Annotated in this window: 24 protein-coding genes; 20 read left to right on the forward strand and 4 right to left on the reverse strand. The window is 50.3% G+C overall.

Annotated elements, in window-relative coordinates; translation table 11 throughout:
• Window positions 1–54: 54 nt before the first annotated feature.
• The 3 genes from OGM59_06960 to OGM59_06970 are packed head-to-tail and all read right to left on the reverse strand — an operon-like array spanning window position 55 to window position 2,268.
• Entirely contained in the window at window positions 55–1,452 is a 1,398-nt protein-coding gene (locus OGM59_06960; GenBank protein ID UYI90442.1) for a DUF4041 domain-containing protein, read from the reverse strand.
• 53 nt (window positions 1,453–1,505) lie between these two features.
• On the reverse strand, window positions 1,506–1,916 hold the full coding sequence (locus tag OGM59_06965) for an ImmA/IrrE family metallo-endopeptidase (protein ID UYI90443.1): 411 nt from the start codon (window positions 1,914–1,916) through the stop codon (window positions 1,506–1,508).
• Window positions 1,903–2,268, reverse strand: a complete 366-nt coding sequence (locus OGM59_06970) for a helix-turn-helix domain-containing protein (protein UYI90444.1) — start codon at window positions 2,266–2,268, stop codon at window positions 1,903–1,905. The genes OGM59_06965 and OGM59_06970 overlap by 14 nt, the downstream gene beginning before the upstream one ends.
• Before the next feature lie 227 nt (window positions 2,269–2,495).
• Between OGM59_06970 and OGM59_06975 the strand changes: the two genes are divergently transcribed.
• Complete coding sequence (locus tag OGM59_06975) at window positions 2,496–2,687, forward strand: hypothetical protein (protein ID UYI90445.1); 192 nt, start codon at window positions 2,496–2,498, stop codon at window positions 2,685–2,687.
• 214 nt (window positions 2,688–2,901) lie between these two features.
• Here OGM59_06975 and OGM59_06980 read toward each other — a convergent pair whose 3' ends face one another.
• Complete coding sequence (locus tag OGM59_06980) at window positions 2,902–3,279, reverse strand: DUF2513 domain-containing protein (protein UYI90446.1); 378 nt, start codon at window positions 3,277–3,279, stop codon at window positions 2,902–2,904.
• 283 nt (window positions 3,280–3,562) lie between these two features.
• Between OGM59_06980 and OGM59_06985 the strand changes: the two genes are divergently transcribed.
• The 19 genes from OGM59_06985 to OGM59_07075 all read left to right on the forward strand — a co-directional run bounded on the left by OGM59_06985 (window position 3,563) and on the right by OGM59_07075 (window position 16,879).
• The gene (locus OGM59_06985) at window positions 3,563–3,880 is read left to right on the forward strand and encodes a hypothetical protein (GenBank protein UYI90447.1); all 318 of its coding nucleotides are present in this window, start codon (window positions 3,563–3,565) and stop codon (window positions 3,878–3,880) included.
• Window positions 3,881–3,912: 32 nt separating this feature from the next.
• Complete coding sequence (locus OGM59_06990; protein UYI90448.1) at window positions 3,913–4,224, forward strand: hypothetical protein; 312 nt, start codon at window positions 3,913–3,915, stop codon at window positions 4,222–4,224.
• A complete protein-coding gene (locus OGM59_06995; GenBank protein ID UYI90449.1) occupies window positions 4,208–4,456 on the forward strand; it encodes a hypothetical protein in 249 nt (82 codons plus the stop codon). Before OGM59_06990 ends, OGM59_06995 begins: the two co-directional genes overlap by 17 nt.
• Before the next feature lie 404 nt (window positions 4,457–4,860).
• The gene (locus OGM59_07000) at window positions 4,861–5,613 is read left to right on the forward strand and encodes a hypothetical protein (GenBank protein UYI90450.1); all 753 of its coding nucleotides are present in this window, start codon (window positions 4,861–4,863) and stop codon (window positions 5,611–5,613) included.
• A gap of 10 nt (window positions 5,614–5,623) precedes the next feature.
• The gene (locus tag OGM59_07005; protein UYI90451.1) at window positions 5,624–5,959 is read left to right on the forward strand and encodes a hypothetical protein; all 336 of its coding nucleotides are present in this window, start codon (window positions 5,624–5,626) and stop codon (window positions 5,957–5,959) included.
• Window positions 5,959–6,369, forward strand: coding sequence for a DUF1064 domain-containing protein (locus OGM59_07010; GenBank protein UYI90452.1), 411 nt, complete (start codon window positions 5,959–5,961; stop codon window positions 6,367–6,369). The genes OGM59_07005 and OGM59_07010 overlap by 1 nt, the downstream gene beginning before the upstream one ends.
• Complete coding sequence (locus tag OGM59_07015) at window positions 6,366–6,899, forward strand: hypothetical protein (GenBank protein ID UYI90453.1); 534 nt, start codon at window positions 6,366–6,368, stop codon at window positions 6,897–6,899. Before OGM59_07010 ends, OGM59_07015 begins: the two co-directional genes overlap by 4 nt.
• Entirely contained in the window at window positions 6,889–7,056 is a 168-nt protein-coding gene (locus OGM59_07020; GenBank protein UYI90454.1) for a hypothetical protein, read from the forward strand. The genes OGM59_07015 and OGM59_07020 overlap by 11 nt, the downstream gene beginning before the upstream one ends.
• Window positions 7,053–7,370, forward strand: coding sequence for a PcfK-like family protein (locus OGM59_07025; GenBank protein ID UYI90455.1), 318 nt, complete (start codon window positions 7,053–7,055; stop codon window positions 7,368–7,370). The genes OGM59_07020 and OGM59_07025 overlap by 4 nt, the downstream gene beginning before the upstream one ends.
• A gap of 9 nt (window positions 7,371–7,379) precedes the next feature.
• Window positions 7,380–9,053: a PcfJ domain-containing protein gene (locus OGM59_07030; GenBank protein UYI90456.1), complete on the forward strand. Its 1,674-nt coding sequence runs from the start codon at window positions 7,380–7,382 to the stop codon at window positions 9,051–9,053.
• Window positions 9,054–9,062: 9 nt separating this feature from the next.
• Window positions 9,063–10,019 carry a DUF3102 domain-containing protein gene (locus OGM59_07035; protein ID UYI90457.1) on the forward strand — a complete coding sequence of 319 codons (957 nt, stop codon included), beginning with the start codon at window positions 9,063–9,065 and terminating at the stop codon, window positions 10,017–10,019.
• Between the two features lie 220 nt (window positions 10,020–10,239).
• Entirely contained in the window at window positions 10,240–10,425 is a 186-nt protein-coding gene (locus OGM59_07040) for a hypothetical protein (protein UYI90458.1), read from the forward strand.
• A 212-nt stretch (window positions 10,426–10,637) separates the two neighbouring features.
• Complete coding sequence (locus tag OGM59_07045) at window positions 10,638–11,051, forward strand: hypothetical protein (protein UYI90459.1); 414 nt, start codon at window positions 10,638–10,640, stop codon at window positions 11,049–11,051.
• A 211-nt stretch (window positions 11,052–11,262) separates the two neighbouring features.
• Window positions 11,263–11,760: a hypothetical protein gene (locus OGM59_07050; GenBank protein ID UYI90460.1), complete on the forward strand. Its 498-nt coding sequence runs from the start codon at window positions 11,263–11,265 to the stop codon at window positions 11,758–11,760.
• Between the two features lie 91 nt (window positions 11,761–11,851).
• Window positions 11,852–12,214 carry a terminase small subunit gene (locus OGM59_07055; protein ID UYI91767.1) on the forward strand — a complete coding sequence of 121 codons (363 nt, stop codon included), beginning with the start codon at window positions 11,852–11,854 and terminating at the stop codon, window positions 12,212–12,214.
• A complete protein-coding gene (locus OGM59_07060; GenBank protein ID UYI90461.1) occupies window positions 12,202–13,470 on the forward strand; it encodes a PBSX family phage terminase large subunit in 1,269 nt (422 codons plus the stop codon). Before OGM59_07055 ends, OGM59_07060 begins: the two co-directional genes overlap by 13 nt.
• A gap of 2 nt (window positions 13,471–13,472) precedes the next feature.
• Window positions 13,473–15,038: a phage portal protein gene (locus OGM59_07065; protein ID UYI90462.1), complete on the forward strand. Its 1,566-nt coding sequence runs from the start codon at window positions 13,473–13,475 to the stop codon at window positions 15,036–15,038.
• Window positions 15,039–15,041: 3 nt separating this feature from the next.
• Window positions 15,042–16,658 carry a minor capsid protein gene (locus OGM59_07070; protein ID UYI90463.1) on the forward strand — a complete coding sequence of 539 codons (1,617 nt, stop codon included), beginning with the start codon at window positions 15,042–15,044 and terminating at the stop codon, window positions 16,656–16,658.
• Window positions 16,646–16,879: a hypothetical protein gene (locus tag OGM59_07075; protein ID UYI90464.1), complete on the forward strand. Its 234-nt coding sequence runs from the start codon at window positions 16,646–16,648 to the stop codon at window positions 16,877–16,879. Before OGM59_07070 ends, OGM59_07075 begins: the two co-directional genes overlap by 13 nt.
• Window positions 16,880–16,953 lie beyond the last annotated feature (74 nt).

A 16,953-nucleotide genomic window follows, 5' to 3' on the forward strand; every position in this document is an offset into this window, starting at 1 on the left:
GGCGCAGGGTAGGGCTTTTTTTATTTGTTATTATGTCGGCGTCAAAAAACGATTTTATACCTGCTCGCTTTCAAGAAGCCTTACTGTCTGACGGTATTCCTCCGCTTTGGCAACGGCGGTAAAAGTGACCGTAGCATTATGGTTTTCTTTCACTACCTTTTCAACTTCAGAAAGCGAAACGCGGAAGAATTCTTTTCGGCTGTTTACAAGATTTATACGCCGATCGTCAAACTGCCGGTGTAAAGCTGTCTCCAACGCCGGCGCATCCTCTGAGAAAATCATAGCGTGAACATCAAATTCAAACGGTACGGAAGCGCTGCTGAGTTCTTTTATGCGGTCCATAGGCTCTAACCGTCGTGTCATTCCAATTTTATATACATTCTCTCCAAAAGAGCCGATATTGGATATTACATAGACGAAGCCGGCGCGCGTATTCTGCTCCCGGTCGAGCACATTTTTTCTGTCCTGCTCTAACAGGCCGAGTTTCGCCTCCAGTTCTTTTATCTTGTCAACATAAAGCTGCTTTTCAATATCATCCGCTTTATGTAGATAAGTCATGAGTTTCTGAATTTCATTCTTGAACTGCCGTTCTTCCTTATCGAGCTTTGCTTTTTCGCGTTCAATTTCACGGCGCACTTTTTCTTCTTCAAGCATTTGCTCTCGGATCGCGCGTTGTTCTTCCTTTTCGCGCTCCGCCATCACCTGATTGCCGTACATACAGTTGAGCTGCTCCAGCTTAATCTCCAGCAGCGGGCGGTTGAGTTCCACTCCGTCTGGCGCAAAAATCCTGTTGAGCATTTCAAAGGACTTGATGATTTTTGAACGCGCACTGTCAATGTTCCGCGTGGTAACATTCTTGATAATAGCCGCCGCTTCCGAATTAAAGCAACGCAGGATCTGTTTCACATTTGCATTTATAACAGACTTTGGCGCGTCGGAATGTACAGAGACAGCATTGTTTGAGGATACACATTCTTTTTCATTAAGTTGTGCAAGAGCAAATTTGTCTTTATATTCTGCAGACGATATATCATAGTCAACAGGGACGGCGACAGAGGCAGCAACCGCTTCTTGTTGCGCCACTTCAATTTCGGCTTTAAGATTGCGGATTTCGATATTCAACTGAGAAATGCATTTCCGTTTTTGCTTCAGTTCACGCTCAACAGCTTGAACCTTTTGAGCACAACTGTCCTCTGTTTCTTTTCGCATTTTTTCCGCAGTCGCTTTGGCGTCTTGCACGCGCTGATCTGCATTGGCATTCGCAAACGCCGCGTATTCGTCGGCATTTTTGATTATATTTATTTTTGAAAATGACTTCTGCAAAATATAATAGTACAGCACGAGAAACGCTACATCAGCCAAAGCAAACAGCGGTACTCCTACTGTAGCCAAGATAGAAATCGCAATAATAAACGGATATGCATACAAAAGGATTTTATATTCTTTTTTCATTTCTTTTTTCCTCTTATTAAGTTATTACATCTATAATCACGGCGTGCCGTGAATTATGATATTCCACATTCAAAGTAGAATTCAATGGCCTTGTGTATATAGTTCTCGGTCACATTGAAATACTCGGCCAACTCGTAAGGCTCCAGGCCCTGGCGCAGCTGCACCTCCAACTCGGCCTTGGGGATCAACTTTTTTACCGCCCACTTATCTGCCCGGCGTTCGTGCTTACTGCGCCGGTCAAGCGGGGCATATAGGTTGTAGAACGACCCGGTTATGCAGTGCCCGGCTTCGTGGGCAAGGCGACAGCGGGCCTCTGCGGTGCTCTCCAGGCTCTGCTCGTCAAGTGCTATGTAATAATCATCGCCGATATTGGCAGACGCAGACTTGGCAGCGGGCATACTGCCCAGATACACCTCTATGTTGTTTTGCTCGATGAGATCGAACAGGGACTCAGTTGTTGTCATTCTCTCTCTTTCTCTTATCTTTGATAAATTCTACAAAACCTTTAACTTCGTTCCACATCTCGTCGGTAACCTCTCCGTCACCACCAAATAGTGCCACCTTGGCGATCTCCTCCGGACTTTGTTGGTCCGGGGGATTTTTTATGTCCGTTTTTCCAGTTAAGTAGTCAATAGACACACCGAAATACTCACTAATGCTCTTAAGTATCTCCAGTTTGGGTTCTACATCTTCTCCATTCTCATATTTTTTCTTCCAAAAGGAGACACTGCCTTTATTAAAGCCACATTCTATAGCGGCTCGTGAAGGCGAGATACCGGCCTCATTGCATATATGTTGAAAGCGGTCATAAAACACAAAAAATGCCTCCTTGTTTTGTGCAAATTACACAAAGTTTAACAAATTAGACTTTTTGTGTTGCAAAGTTGAACGAATTGGCTTATAATGCAAGTGTGGTTGAATTCGTTAAACTATTTCAACAGCGTTAGCAACTTTGTGTTTAATTCTTTGGACAAGATGAGTATAGCACACAGGTTTAATAAATTCAACCACTTTTTAAAAAAATCTGGGAGGAGGTATATTTTTTGGACAGTTGGATTGAAACAGCAATAGGAAAAATGCACATGAACAAGATCACGCAGCGTGACCTTGCCAGGAAACTCAACTGGTCTCCGCAATATCTTTGTAATGTGCTCGGCGGAAAGCGAAAATCAAAAAGCGGAGAAGAGCGGATCCTCGGCGCAATCAACGAGATCATCGCAGAGCGCAACAACTAAATACACGGCCAGCCTTTAGATAAGCAGCAGGCAGTTAAAGCGAGGTGAATAAAAGTGATTGTTGTATTGGTTCTTATTTCCACTGTTGCGATGATCAGTGCGCTGATGGCGCATTGGAGGCTAAGAGCGGTTTTGTACTATTTGACTGATAAGAACATCCAATTCACCGAAGAGGATATGGAGAAGTGCCTGCGCCAGGTGCTGGAACACCAATTCAAACGGTAGGTGGATTAAGCAACATTGATGATAAGACACTGGTTGCGACGGATGAGAGAACATTCAGAGAAGCAGAGGCAAATTTGGAAGCAATTTTCTTTGTTTTTCTCCATACATTGTCATCTCGGATGTTATCCAGCAGATCGTGACCTGGCATGAGGATGGATTCCACAAAATATGTTGGTGTGGTGCATAGATCTGCAACCGAGACGGCCTTTATGTATCTGGCCTCTGACAGCAAGCTGATTGTATACAAGATTTCTTCAGAAGTGTATGGGTCTATTTGAATTGTAGAGGCGTCTAAGTGGTCATTGTAACCAAGGTGCTCTTCAAGGTAGATCAGTACCTCTCTTACACAGTCTTTGTTTAATTTCATCTGATTTTGTCCTTTCGTCATAATAACATCATTATAGCAACAATTCACAACCAATGCCAGCCTTTTGGGCGGCGGCAGAGATACGCAGGCAGCGGGACCTTTTTTTCATTTCTTCTCTTTCTTCTTTTCTTTTTTTGTCAAATTTACCCCCTATGTTCCTGCTTCCGGTGCCCACCCACCCAACATCACATTTATCGCCAACGGCACTTTTGCCGTGCAGCGGGCAGCTTGCGGCTCTGCCGCTTGCCCAAAGGGCTGGCCTAATCAAGAAAGGAGAATAGCAATGAAAGTACCAATCAACAAGGACAGCCCCTTGGCAATGGACGACTTCGACGCCGCCGTGCAGCAGCGTATGGAGCGCCTGCAAAGCTATATTGACCTGATCCGCACCGCCGAAGCTGTAGAGGAAGAGGTCAAGGTCAAGGGCGCAAAGCTGTATCTTGGTCCGGAAGATGTGGCGGCATACCTGAATTGCAGCATTCCGACTGCCAGGCAGTATATGCACCGCCCGGGCTTCCCTCTCATTCAGTTGGGTGAGAACGGCACCAAGTTGGCTGTGTTCGCCCCGGCGTTCCACGCATACAACGCCGGAAAATACTAAATTGCAGTCAACTGCAAAGAAAGGACAAACCAATGACGAAGCGAGAAAAGGCAGGGACAGTCCTGGTGGTCACCGGCTTTCTGCTGGTGATGTTGGGTTGTTGCCTTGTGGCGGATAATCCGTACTGGTGGGTGTCCGTGGTGATCAGCGGAACCGGCTATGCATTGATCGCTCTGGCGGTGTTCGTGCTGCCCAAGGAGGACGAGCCCCGACAGGACAAGCAGCTGGTGGTTGAAGATGATAAGTATAGAGTGGTGCTGCTGGCGCCGCTGACAGACTTTGAGGTGGCGTATCTGCACGCCATTCAACTTGGAAAGGATGATGAAAATGGACGATTACATTGATTTGGTGATCGCTAAACTGGATGAGGACCATATTGTTCTGCGGGCGCCGTGGAATACCGTTAGAGCCGGCGACACCGTGTATGTGCGGGGTGATGGCAACTACGAGGCACTGGAAGTCATCGCAGAACGGAAAACCAAGGTTCTGATGGAATTGCCGAAAGTGACCGCCATTATGCTGCCGCTGGAGTATGACGACGAACAAAGCGGTGGGCAAAAAGAAAAAACCGACTGAGCGACCAGTCGGCTTAAACACAGGCGGCGAAAAGAAAGTAAAACGCCTGCGCTATATCCATTATATATAAGGACCGCAGAGAAGTCAAGGACAAGCCGTGCGGCAAGGGCGAAAAAAGGGGTCTGTGCTCCTTTTTTGCTCCTTGTTCAAAGTATTATTTTTAGGCGCAAAACGCCAACGGCAAAAGTATATATCGCTTGGCATTCTTCAGCGGGTTCAGGCGCAGGCAGGAGACCGGCGGCAACAGGGTGTGCACCCGCGCCGCATAATGAGGAGCTGTGCTCTGTGGGAATGTGGAACACGCCGGTGAACCGGTGGGAAACTTGCTTTTCCACCCGGGAGCCGATCAGCGTTTTCCAGCATTTCCATAGAGTGCCGGTCCGTCCAGAAAGGAGCAAACCAAAATGCCATGGGTGCAAAAGACCGTCCATGCGGGAAGATGTATCTATATCCAGCGCCACTACTCCTCGCGCTATGGCAGCAAACACAAATGCACCAGAGGGAGCAACTACGGCAAAACAAGTGAGGCCCAGGCCATTGTAAACAATCGCCAGGCGTGCCTACAGCAAGAGATGATTTTTAACGCCAATTTTGGTCCAGGTGATCTGACCGCTACCTTTACATTCCGTAAGGCGGACAGACCCAAGAATCTGCAAGAGATCAAGAAACTGTGGGCGGCATATATGGCCAAACTGCGATATGCCTACAAAAAGGCAGGTGTGGAGTTCAAATGGATGAGGGCCATTGAGACCCCGGACAAGAACCCGCATATCCACATGGCGCTGTCCGGCATCGACATAGCCAAGCTGCCTCGGTGGCCGTATGGGCGGGTGGACTTTGTGCCGGTTGATGACAGAGACCACCACACCTACGGTGGGTACCTGCGTGAGGAAACACATATCAAGCAAGGGCACAAAGGTAAGTACACCACGGCCAAAGCAAAGGTATGCTACAGCCGCAGTCGTAACCTGACCGTACCGGAGCCGGAGTACAAAATCATTTATAATGACCACTGGGCGGACGAGCCAAAGGCACCAAAGGGCTATTATGTTGTCCGGGACACCCTGAACAACTGGGAGGACGAAGTCACCGGGTTCAAGTACCAGTCCTATGTGCTTTGCCCGATCTCAAAGAACCAACCGCACCGGCGGTGTTAGGAGGGCGACAATGACATACATACAGCAATGGGAACAAATGCGGGACAAGGTGCGAAACTTGGAACAGGAACGCCAAACCCAGCTGATCTTGGCACCGCACAACGCCTACGGCTTCAAGCTAAACATCAACCACCCGCTGATCCGGCCAAAGTGGGACGCCTTTAAGAGCACCAAGGGCCTGGGCCAGTATGGCATGACGGACGATCTGCGCCGGGAATTTGAGGAGGCAGTGCTGGCCAGTAAGTACATGCAAAAGTGCATGGAGCAGGAACAAAGGAAGATTGGCGCCGTCGAGCACCAATTCATCCGTATGGCCTACTCCGTAGAGAAACAGGCAGCGGGCTAATGGGTACCCAAGAACACTGGACTGCTGCCCAGTACCAGGAGTATCTCCGGCAGCGGGCAAAGGGAAACAACAAATACCACGCCGTAAAGGTAGAGGTGGACGGCACAGTATATGCCAGCCAAAGCGAAAGCAGGCGCGCCAAAGAGCTGCACCTACTGGAGCGGCACGGGCTGGTGCGCAATCTGCGCGAGCAGGTGCCGTATGAGCTTATTCCTGCCGGCGTTGGCCAATACCGTAAAGAGCGCTCAGTGGTGTACAAGGCGGATTTCGTTTATGAAGTATGCCAGCCGGACGGCACCTGGAAATGGGTGGTAGAGGACACCAAGGGTGCCAAAACAAAGGAATACATCATCAAAAGAAAGCTGATGCTGTACATTCACGGCATCAGCATAAAGGAGACGGAAAAATGAATTTCAAAAAATTGCTATCCATTTGCAAACGAAGCAAGGCCTATTTTCTATATGACCTGCCTGACGGCGAGCAAATGCTCAGTAATGGCAGCTGCGGTTACATCCTGTACGGCCACCCTGAATACACGCCGGAGACGCTGCGCATGGTCGCTGACTTGGCAGAGGATGACAGCGTGATCATGACAAGAATGCCAAAAGCGGATCTGCCGCTGGCAGACCAATGCCCCAATGAAGAATATGCCGCCCCACTGGACACCTGCATTGTAGCCGCAGGCGCTGTATGGCAACCGCTGATTGTAGGTGCGGGCATGACATTCATCAACAGAAGAGCGTTGCAACCTATCGAAAAGGAAGAAGAGGGATATTACCTGTACAAGCGCGGGGACCTGGTGGTAGTTAAGTCCGGCCTGATCGTGCAGGGCGTGATCAGCACAATGGATCTGTCCAAAGCAGAAGCTGTATGCCGGGATCTGATCAACCTGGGCACCGTGGCCGGTATGGCCTTTGAGGAGCGCAACAATGAAGAATGAGAACGAAAAAACTACTATTGCAATCTTGGCGACGATATGCCGAGATGTGTGTATCTATGGCTCAATCAATAGCCGGTGCGGCCTGGACAAGCCGGAACTGGACGAGCACTGCCAGCGTTGCGCGCTGGCGCAGATCAAGGAGGTAACGCTGAAATGACCGAGAAAATCCAAAAAGCCATTGATAAGATCGACCAGGAGGCGGAGAAAATGAGCAGCGCAACCGTGCGCCTGCTTTGCTCACACATTATAGACCACTGCCTGGTCAATGATGAAAACGCGGACAAGGTACTGGCTGAGGGCAAGAGTCTGAAAGGCTGCTGGGATCACATCACAAGCAACGCACGAAAACAAGCAGAAGGCAACTGCACAGCCGTGCCAGACGACACCGTATACGAATGGGCAGCGGGCTATTACGGCTTTACTGCCGAAGAGACCAAGGCGGAGATCATCGACCTGCTGGATCTGCTGTGAGGTGTCGATATGGGAAAGAAACTGAACACGCTTACGCAGGAACAGGCTCGGAAGATTTGGAACGGCCGCCCGAAACTGCCGGAGAAAAAGATCAAGAAGTTTGCCCACGAAGAGGTATTCGTCAATGAGCAATACTTTTTCAAGTACAAAGAATGCGATCACAGGTATGGCTATTGTACCGCTTGCGGCAAGGATGTGCAGATCGATATTGAGAACATGCGACTATGGACGGACAAGCACGCAGCCTGCCGCTCTGCACGGCATAACGACACCGTATGCTGCCCGGTCTGCGGGCACGAAGTTCAAGTCAAAGACGCCGGGCGTGGCCGTAGTCAGTTGATAAACACGGCAGTGGTGGCGGTAACACAGCGAACACGGAACGGCGGTATATTGCTTTCTTTCGTTCGAGTGTATGAGGATTATACGCGCAACTATAAAGCCGCGCCGGAAAGGGGCACACTGCTGTACGCTGCATACTTCAATCTCGGCCAGCACTTTGTAGCCGAACAAACATACGGTGGAGGGCTGTACATAAGCATAAAGCAAAAGCCAACACTCCGACTGCCATGCACGGTGGAGCCGGTTAAACTGGATCACAACAGTTGGAAGTGCACAGAGGGAGAGGGAGCAAAGCTGGTGGGCTTTGAAGAGGCGTTGGAGAAAAGTAACCTACGCTATCTGCCATGGGAGACATACCACGAATGTGCGCAGCAACTGCACCGTAGCGCAATTACAAACTATCCTGTCAACCTGCTTGGGTTACTTTATCAATACAGCCGCCACCCGGTGCTGACAGAGCGCCTGATCAAAGAGGGCAACGGCGACTTGGTAGCCGAACAGGTGGAGTGGAATTGCACAACCGGTCTGGACTACAAGCAAGTGGTGCCTTACAAGGCAATGCGACTGACCAAGCCGGAGTACCGCATGATAAAAGCAAAATACAAGATTTGCTGTTCAACACTCAGAGCAACAGCGGCGCTGAAAAAATACGGCTGTAAAATGTCAGATAAAAATATTCTCTTTTTTCTTGCTTTTCAGTACAGCTATGGACAGAGGAAATGCTACAAGGCGTTGGATTTTTTACGGCAATACCTATCTCCGCAAAAGGCAATAAACTGGGTAAACCGGCAGGCAGCGGGATATGGAACGACAACAAATGTGCTCTCAGATTACAGCGACTATCTGGATCAGTGCAGGCGGTTGGGCCTGGATGTTAACCGTAAAGAGGTAGCCGTACCGCAGAACCTGCGAGATCTGCACCGCCAGTATTCCGAAGAGCTGACGCGCAGAGCAAACGAAAAGAAAGCGAAAGAGCAAGCCGAGCGGGCAAAGAAGTTAGCTAAGGATCTGCCAAAACTGAAACGCAAATATGCATACGCCAGCAGCGGACTGTTCATTCGGCCGGCCGAGGGGCCGGAAGATCTGCTGAAAGAGGGGTGTGCCCAGCACAACTGTGTGTACTCCTGTTACACGGAAAAATACCTGGACAGAAAGACGGATATACTTTTCGTCCGCAAGCAGTCGGACCCGGATCAATCCTATGTGACCGTTGAGTTCAAAAACGGCGCCGTTATTCAATGTAGAGCCGATCACAACCGACCTGCACCGCCGGATGTGCAGGAGTTTATGCAAGCCTGGCTTGCCTACCTAAAGTCGAACAGAAAAACGAAAGCAGTCAGTTAAGGAGGACTTATGGATAACCAAATCACCACAATGCAAGAAGTAACGCCCGCAACCCAGAAAGCCTACGACACCCACGCGAGGATCCTGGCCAACGGGATGGCCCGAGCATTGGTAGATGTGTGCCACGATCTTAAGACAATGCGGGATGAGGGCCTATACACGGAGCTGGGCTATGACACATTCGAGGAGTACGCCGAGCAAGCCTGCGGCATTAAGCAGCGGCAAGCCTATTCCTACATATCAGCCTATGAAAAGCTGGGCCAGAAGTATATGGCCGACCACGCCGACCTGGGGATCACCAAGCTGGAGTTGATCTCTCAAATCAGCAGTTATGAGCGTGAGGAATTCCTGGAGGATGTGGACGCAGAAAGCGCTACGGTCCGGGAGCTGAAAGCAGAGGTTGAACGCTACAAGAAGCAGACGGAACAGCTGACCTTTGACCTTGGGCAGGCACAGAGCGAATTAAGCGAAGCACCGGAGCAGGTGGACACCAACGCACTCCGTTCTTCCATTGAGCAGGAAGTTAAAGCCAAGTACAGCGCCCAGCTGGAAGAATTGCAGCAGCGGGCCGACGCAGCGCCGGACCCGGAGGCAATCCGAAAGGAAGCGGAAAAGGAAGCCGCAAAGGAATACAAAGCTAAGTTGGCAACGGCAAAGGCAGACGCCGAGAAGAAAGCCAAAGCCGCTGTAGAAAAGCTGGAGCAGGAAAAGGCAGACCTGAAACGGCAGTTGGACAGCAGTACCACCAAACTGGACGCCGCTGTTCGGCAAGCAAAGGCAGCGGGTGCAGACACGGATGTGGCAGCCTGCCGGGTGTACTTCACCGAACTGCAACAAACCGCCGCAAAGGTACAGGAGCTGATCGGCAAGATCAATGCCAAGGATCCGGCCACCGGCACCAAGCTCTCCGCCGCCGTTATTCAAGTTTTGCAGTCGACTGCACGAAATTTGGAGGTGAAACAATGACCTGCGAACAATGTTACCACTGCGATGTGTGTTGGCAGCGCATGACCATTTACGGCCAATACGCCCTAATGGGAATGAGCCATGACAACATGGAAGAGTGGTGCACCAAATGTAAGCCAAAAACACAGATCATAGAACTGTCAACGCAAATTCCACAGTCGCTTCATGATGAACTGGCAAGGTACTGTACGGAAATAGCATACGATGAGGAGCGACAAGCATGAAAACGATTAGAAAGCACCTGTGGAATAAGAAAAGAACAGAAACGCTCAAGGTGGCAGACCTGCAAGGCTACCTTGCCCAGTTTGATCCGGGCGCAGAAGTTCAGCTCGGTGTTGTCCAAATGAGAGGTGCCGCAATGTGGCACCTGCCCGATTTGGGTAAACTTAAAATCTGTGCTAATTGATGTTCAAGAGGTGAAAGAATGAACATCCAACTGGACAAGCTGGCAGAAACAGAACGCGGCGCCGGCGGTTTCGGGAGTACAGGGAGGTGAGCAGGATGTGTATAGCAGCACAAATCATTCTTGTGGCCGGGGCGGTCATTGTTGCATTTTTCGGCGTGATCGGCTTTGGTCCGAACTTTAAGAAATGAGCGGAATAAAAAGCAGGAGGAAAAATGACGAACAACGAAAAGAAGGAATGGCTGCAACGCTATCGGGAGTGCTGGGCGGAGGTTGAGATTACACAACAGGAGATCGAAGAACTGAACAGCCGGGCGCAAAAGATCACGGCTTCCCTCTCTCCCACGCCGGGAGGCGGGCAGCGGGCAGATTTTACCTTGACGGTAGATCGCATTATAGAACTGAAAGAGAAGCTGGACCAACAAGTCCGGCTTGCTCTGTTGCAGCGGGCAGAAATTGAGACTGCTATTGAGCAGGTACGCAGCCCATTGCACCGGCGTGTGTTGCGTCGGCGGTATTTGAACGGTGACACTTTTGAGAAGATTGCCGTAGACGAAGATATTACATACAATCACCTGGTCTCTCGCATTCACCCGCAGTCCCTGGATATGCTGGAATGTGAAAAATAAAAAACCACTATGCAATGCATGTTGATGTTATAGTATGCAGGTTGCCGTCTGTGTTATAGTATAAACTGCCAAACAGATTGAAAGAGCGCTCCAAACGGTGCGCTCTTTGGCTTTTGCTTTTGTGCTTTTCCTTTCTTAAATGCGGTTACTACGAGGCCCATTTTCAGATGTGCTATAATTATGGTGAGCAGAAAGGGGGGAAAACAAATACATGTGTAAACGCTCTAAAAAACCTTTAGGCAAGCAGCAGAAGAAGAAACGGAAAAATCGTAAAGTTCGAGAGTATGAAAAGATCAAGATGGAACTGACTAACCTTTCTCCGGCGGAACGCCGACGCGAACGCATTTTAGCAGAGGCCGAAGAGAAAACCGCGATAAACACTACTCCTTTGACGATTTCTGTAATATCGATGATATTTTCGTGGTTTGCAGTCTTTCAAAGTAAGATTTACGAAATCCTCAAAGATTGGTTTCAAACATTGCTCGAAGAATATTCAAATCATGCTGAAATAATTCAAAAGATACAACAGAAGATGAGTGACATTCAGAATAGTCATATTGAGATATTCGGCGTGGTTGTAGTTGCTTCAGCAATAGCAATAACAATTATACGGGTTCATCAGTTGCGTCTCGAGAAAGCAGCCCGCAAAAATAGAATTCGGCTCGAAATACTGGATGAATTTTTCCCAAATAGCAGACAGAAAAAATAACAGCATATAATCCGCAATTATTACAAAGGAGGTGAGCAGCGTGGGTAAAGAGACCTTAACACCTAAACAAAGGCTGTTCTGTTATGAATATGTGCTCGACCATAACGGGAAACGGTCTTACCAGGCTGCTTACCCGAATTGTAAGGCACCCGGGAGCGCAGAAAGCCAAGCAAGCCGATTGCTAAGAAATGATAAGGTAAAAAAATTTATCGCTGAGCTGGAAAAGCGAAAGCTGGACAAGTTGGATTTCACCGCAACGGATGTGCTGAACGCACTGTGCTCCATCGGGTTTGCAGAGACGGCAAAGCCGCCGAATACCTCTGATCGGGTGAAAGCCCTGGCAGAGCTTCTGCGTCACTTTGAATTGGCCCGAGGGCATGAAGATGAGCAGACGGACGATGGCTTTCTGGAGGCCTTGGAGCAGAAAGCGGGTGAACAGGCATGGGAAGAATAAGCACCTTTCATTTTCAGCCATTCTCCGCCAAGCAGCTCCAGGTGCTCACCTGGTGGTGCAAAACATCACCTGTGAGCGACAAAAACGGAATAATTGCAGACGGCGCTATACGATCCGGTAAGACGGTGAGTATGGCGCTTAGCTATATTCTGTGGGCTATGAGTACCTACAGCGGCATGAATTTTGCCATGTGCGGTAAGACGATCAGCTCCTTTCGCCGGAATGTGCTTTCTTTTCTGCCTGCAATGCTGCAAAGTCGCGGGTATCAGGTAAAATACAGCCGTAGCGACAATGTGCTTGTGGTGACGCGGGGTGGTACGGAAAACGCATTTTACATTTTCGGGGGCAAGGACGAAAGCAGCCAGGATCTGATCCAGGGTATGACTTTGGCAGGTGTGTTTTTCGATGAGGTGGCTTTAATGCCCCAGTCCTTTGTGCAGCAGGCCACCGCCCGGTGCTCTGTCAGTGGTGCAAAATTCTGGTTCAACTGTAACCCGGATAACCCACACCACTGGTTTTATGAAGAATGGATCCTGCCGGAGAAGCGGCAAGAAAAGCGAATACTCTACCTCCACTTTACGATGGACGACAATTTGTCCTTAACAGAGGAGGTCAAAGCCCGGTACAGAACGATGTATGCGGGCGTTTTTTATGCCCGGTACATTCTGGGCGAATGGAAAGTGGCAGAGGGCCTGATCTACGATATGTTTGACGAAAGGCGGCACTGTATTCCGCTGCCGCCGGATAACGAACTGCAAGGTTCTGCCTATATCAGTGTGGACTACGGTACGCTAAACCCTACGGTGTTCCTGATGTGGCGCAAATACCATGGCAAATGGCTATGCACCAAGGAATATTACTATTCCGGGCGAGAGAACCATAAACAAAGAACGGACGCAGAGTATGCGGACGAGATGATGGCCTTTATCGGCGATACGCCGTATACCTGCGTAGTGGTTGACCCTTCGGCGGCCTCTTTCATTACAGAACTGCAAAGGCGGGGGCTCAAGGTATTAAAGGCGGATAACGCGGTGCTGGATGGAATCCGTACCGTGTGCACATTGCTGCAGCGGGCGGATCTGCTGTTCAGCAAGGATTGCACCCGCACCATTGCAGAGTTTTACGCCTACCGCTGGAATGACAAGGCAGCAGAGGCGGGGCTGGATGAGCCGATCAAACAGGATGACCACGCCATGGACGCCATGCGCTATTTTGTAAGCACGGCGCTGGGGCGGATCGTAACAAGGAGGACTTGAATATGATACTTTACATGAACCGGCGGGATGTGCCGGAGGCGGAACAGGGCGTACTGTCGTCTGCCGTGATTGATTATGTGGTCGGTCGGGCAAACGAATATGCGCGGCGCTGCCGTGCCCTCTATGGCCGATATATTGGCGTGCCGCAAATCCACCGAGGAGAGGACGAGAACGATGTGCGGGCCGAGGCTAACTATGCCAAGTACATTGTGGATATTATCCGTGGCTATTTCCTGAGCGAGCCGGTAAAGTACGACTGTAACGACAAGGACAAGAAAGACAGCCAGGCCAAGCTGTCCCTGGTGTCTACGGTGGAGGCCAAGCTGGATCGGCAAAGCGGCAACCTGATCCGGCATAACGCTGTGGACGAAAACAAAGACGGCCTGTGCGATCTGTGCGGCAAGGAAATTGACATTTCTGCCGTTATGGCCGCTTATCACAGCCAAAACATTGCCACCGTGGATCAGCGGATTGGCAAGGCAATTGGTATATACGGCGAAAGCTGTGAGCTGCTATATGCCAGCACAGAGGAGCAACCACGCCCGCGATCCGCAGTGTATGCGCCGGATCAGATCGTGCTGGTGCAAGATGATACTGTGGAGCACAAAGACTTGTTTGCGCTGTGGTTTGAGCAGCGGGAGCGCACAGACCGCAGCCGGTACTATGCGGTAACAGTCTATACGACTACCCAGTATCAGCAGTACGAAAGCACATCGCTGGATAAAGAAAACTATGTGTACAACCCGGTGGGCGCGCCTGTGCCCCATTTCTTTGACGGTGTGCCGGTGGTGTGTTATGAGAACAACGAGGAGCGGCAGGGCGACTTTGAACAGGTGGCCAACTTGATTGACGCCAGAAACGAGCTGCTGTCCGACCGGCTTACAGATAAGCGTAAGTTTGTCAATTCCATCTTGGCAGCATTCGGCGCGGTTCTGCCCCAGGACACCATGGAAGCAGCTAAGCGAGACCGGCTCATTGACGGCATTCCCCAGGACGCCCGGTTGGAATACATACAAAAGACCTTTGACGAAAACTCCATGAAGGTACTGGACGATACCTTGGTATCGGATATTCACAAGATGACCCTAACCCCGGATATGACAGACCAGGCCTTTGCCGGTAATGCCAGCGGCGTGGCGTTAAAGCTCAAGCTGCTTGCCCTGCACCTGCTGGTAAAAAGCAAGATGAGCGCCATGGAGGCGGGGCTGAAGAAACGCTGGACCTTATACAACAACTGGCTGGCCCATAACGGTATAGACCCGGTGTCCGTAGATGATGTGGATATGGTGTTTACTGTGGCGCTGCCCATTGATGAGGCGCAGATTGTCTCTATGGTGTGCACCTTGAAGAATGCCGGACTGGTTGACGATCAGACGCTGCTGTCCCTGCTATGGTTTGTTAAGGACCCGGCGGAAGCCGTGGAGAACATGAAACAGCAAAAGCAGGAGAACCAGCAGCAGTATATGGACAGCTTTGCCCCAAAGACAGAGGACAAGGACGAGGACAAGACCGAGGACGAAGAGAAAGACACGGCAGGCCGGCAGAAAGACGAAGAAAAGGACGCTTAATCTATGAAGGCAGCAGAGTATTGGAAAAGGCGAACGGTTGACCTGGAGCACCTGCTGCAAGTGCGCACCACCGCTACAATGGTGGAGGTCAACCGTATGTACGCACAGGGTGTAGAGCAGCTCAACGAGCAAATTGAGCGTATTCTCCGCCGGTATGTTAAAAACGGTCAGATCAGCCAGGCTTATGCCTTGCAGCTACTGAGTGCTGGCCAAACCGCAGAGGAGCGCCAGCGCCTGTTGGAACAGCTGCAACACACCAAGGAACCACAGGCACGGCGGGAGTTGATCGCTATGCTGGACGCACCGGCCTATGCGGACCGTATCAGCCGTTTGCAGGCTTTACAGAACGCTATTCGTGCGGAAGCCGTAGCCATGGGCGTGCGGGAGGAACGGCTGGCGAAAGCGCGACTGACAGATACACTCAAACAAGCATACTACCGCACTATATTTAACGACCAAAAGCGTAATGGTCTATATGACTTTCGCTTGATCAGTGACCGCCGTGTACAGGCCGCACTTACCCATAAGTGGAGCGGCAAAAACTATTCCGATCGTGTGTGGAAGAACAACGCCGCCTTTTGCAAGCGCTTGCAGCGCACGATTGAGGTGGGTTGTATGACGGGTATGACCCTGCACGATATGGAGGAGCGGTTGCTGGAGGACTGCATAGGTGCAGATAGCGACAGCGGGCAACGCTATTGCGCCAGCCGCCTGATCCGTACAGAGGTCAATCACTTCTCCAATCAGGGCTTTTTAGAGGGCTATAAAGCAGCGGGCATTATCCGGTATCGGTTTATGGCCACTCTGGATTTGCGCACCTCCGCCGTCTGCCGCCAGCTGGACGGCAAGACCTTTTTGGTGGAAGAGGCAAAAGCAGGCGAGAACCTGCCGCCTATGCACCCTTTCTGCCGCAGTATTACTGTGCCGGTGGTGAGTAACCGCCCCGGCACCCGCTGGGCCAGGGATCCGGTAACTGGCAAGTCTATGACTGTACCGGCGGATATGACTTACGCCCAGTGGTATGAGAAGTATGTGGAGAAAAACGGCGGCGTTATTCGTGGCGCAAACGGCGTAGATAAACCGGCGGTGGAGGAACAGGCGGAAGCTGTATATCTTGGCCAAATCAATCCGCAGTCTGAGCAGGAACGCAATGCCTATGTGGATCGGTTTATTACACAGTACGAGCGTGCCGACGAGGAGCACATGCTGGTCATTGACCGCACCGGCAAAGTGTATTCCGTTACCAGTCACCAGCCGGATTATATCGACTTAACCGGCGTTGACATTTCCATGAAAGGCAGTTACAATATACATAATCACCCGGCGGATCAAACGCAGTTTTCATTCAGTGATGAGGCGGATGTTCCCAGTATGATTGCCGATGGCACCAGCGTGATGGAAGCCTTTGACCATAAATACCGCTACCGCCTGGAACAGATGGACGGTGTGACGCTGGAAGAGTGGGAAGAAGCAAATGCGCAAGCAAAAGATAACGCCTATTCAATTATGATTGATCGCGGTATGGGATTTTCAGATTTTGCTGAAAACGCGTTGCATATTCAAATAGAGGAAGCTTGTCGTATCTTAAATAGAGGAGTGTACATGCGATGGAAAAGGTAGACCTTTACGAAGCTCGAAAGGCTGAATTGTTGAAACTTGGCCGAAAAAGCAGAATTCGAGGAAAAGCAATTACTGAAGCATGGTTGGCGGCGCACCCCGGAATATCCAGGGGCGAGTGCAACACACCGGAAATGCGAGCTCTGCGAGAAGAAATCAGACAGGAGTATGGACAGATATTGGAAAAATATGAAAGGCTATTCAAAGAACAAAAAAAGCAATAAATAACCCAAAGTGAGCAGAGCTGCTATGCAGCCCTGCTCTTTTTATACCCATTTACAGGCAATGCCTGTGGGAA

The sequence above is a fragment of the Oscillospiraceae bacterium genome, assembly GCA_025757685.1.
Taxonomy (GTDB): Bacteria; Bacillota; Clostridia; order Oscillospirales; family Acutalibacteraceae; genus CAG-217.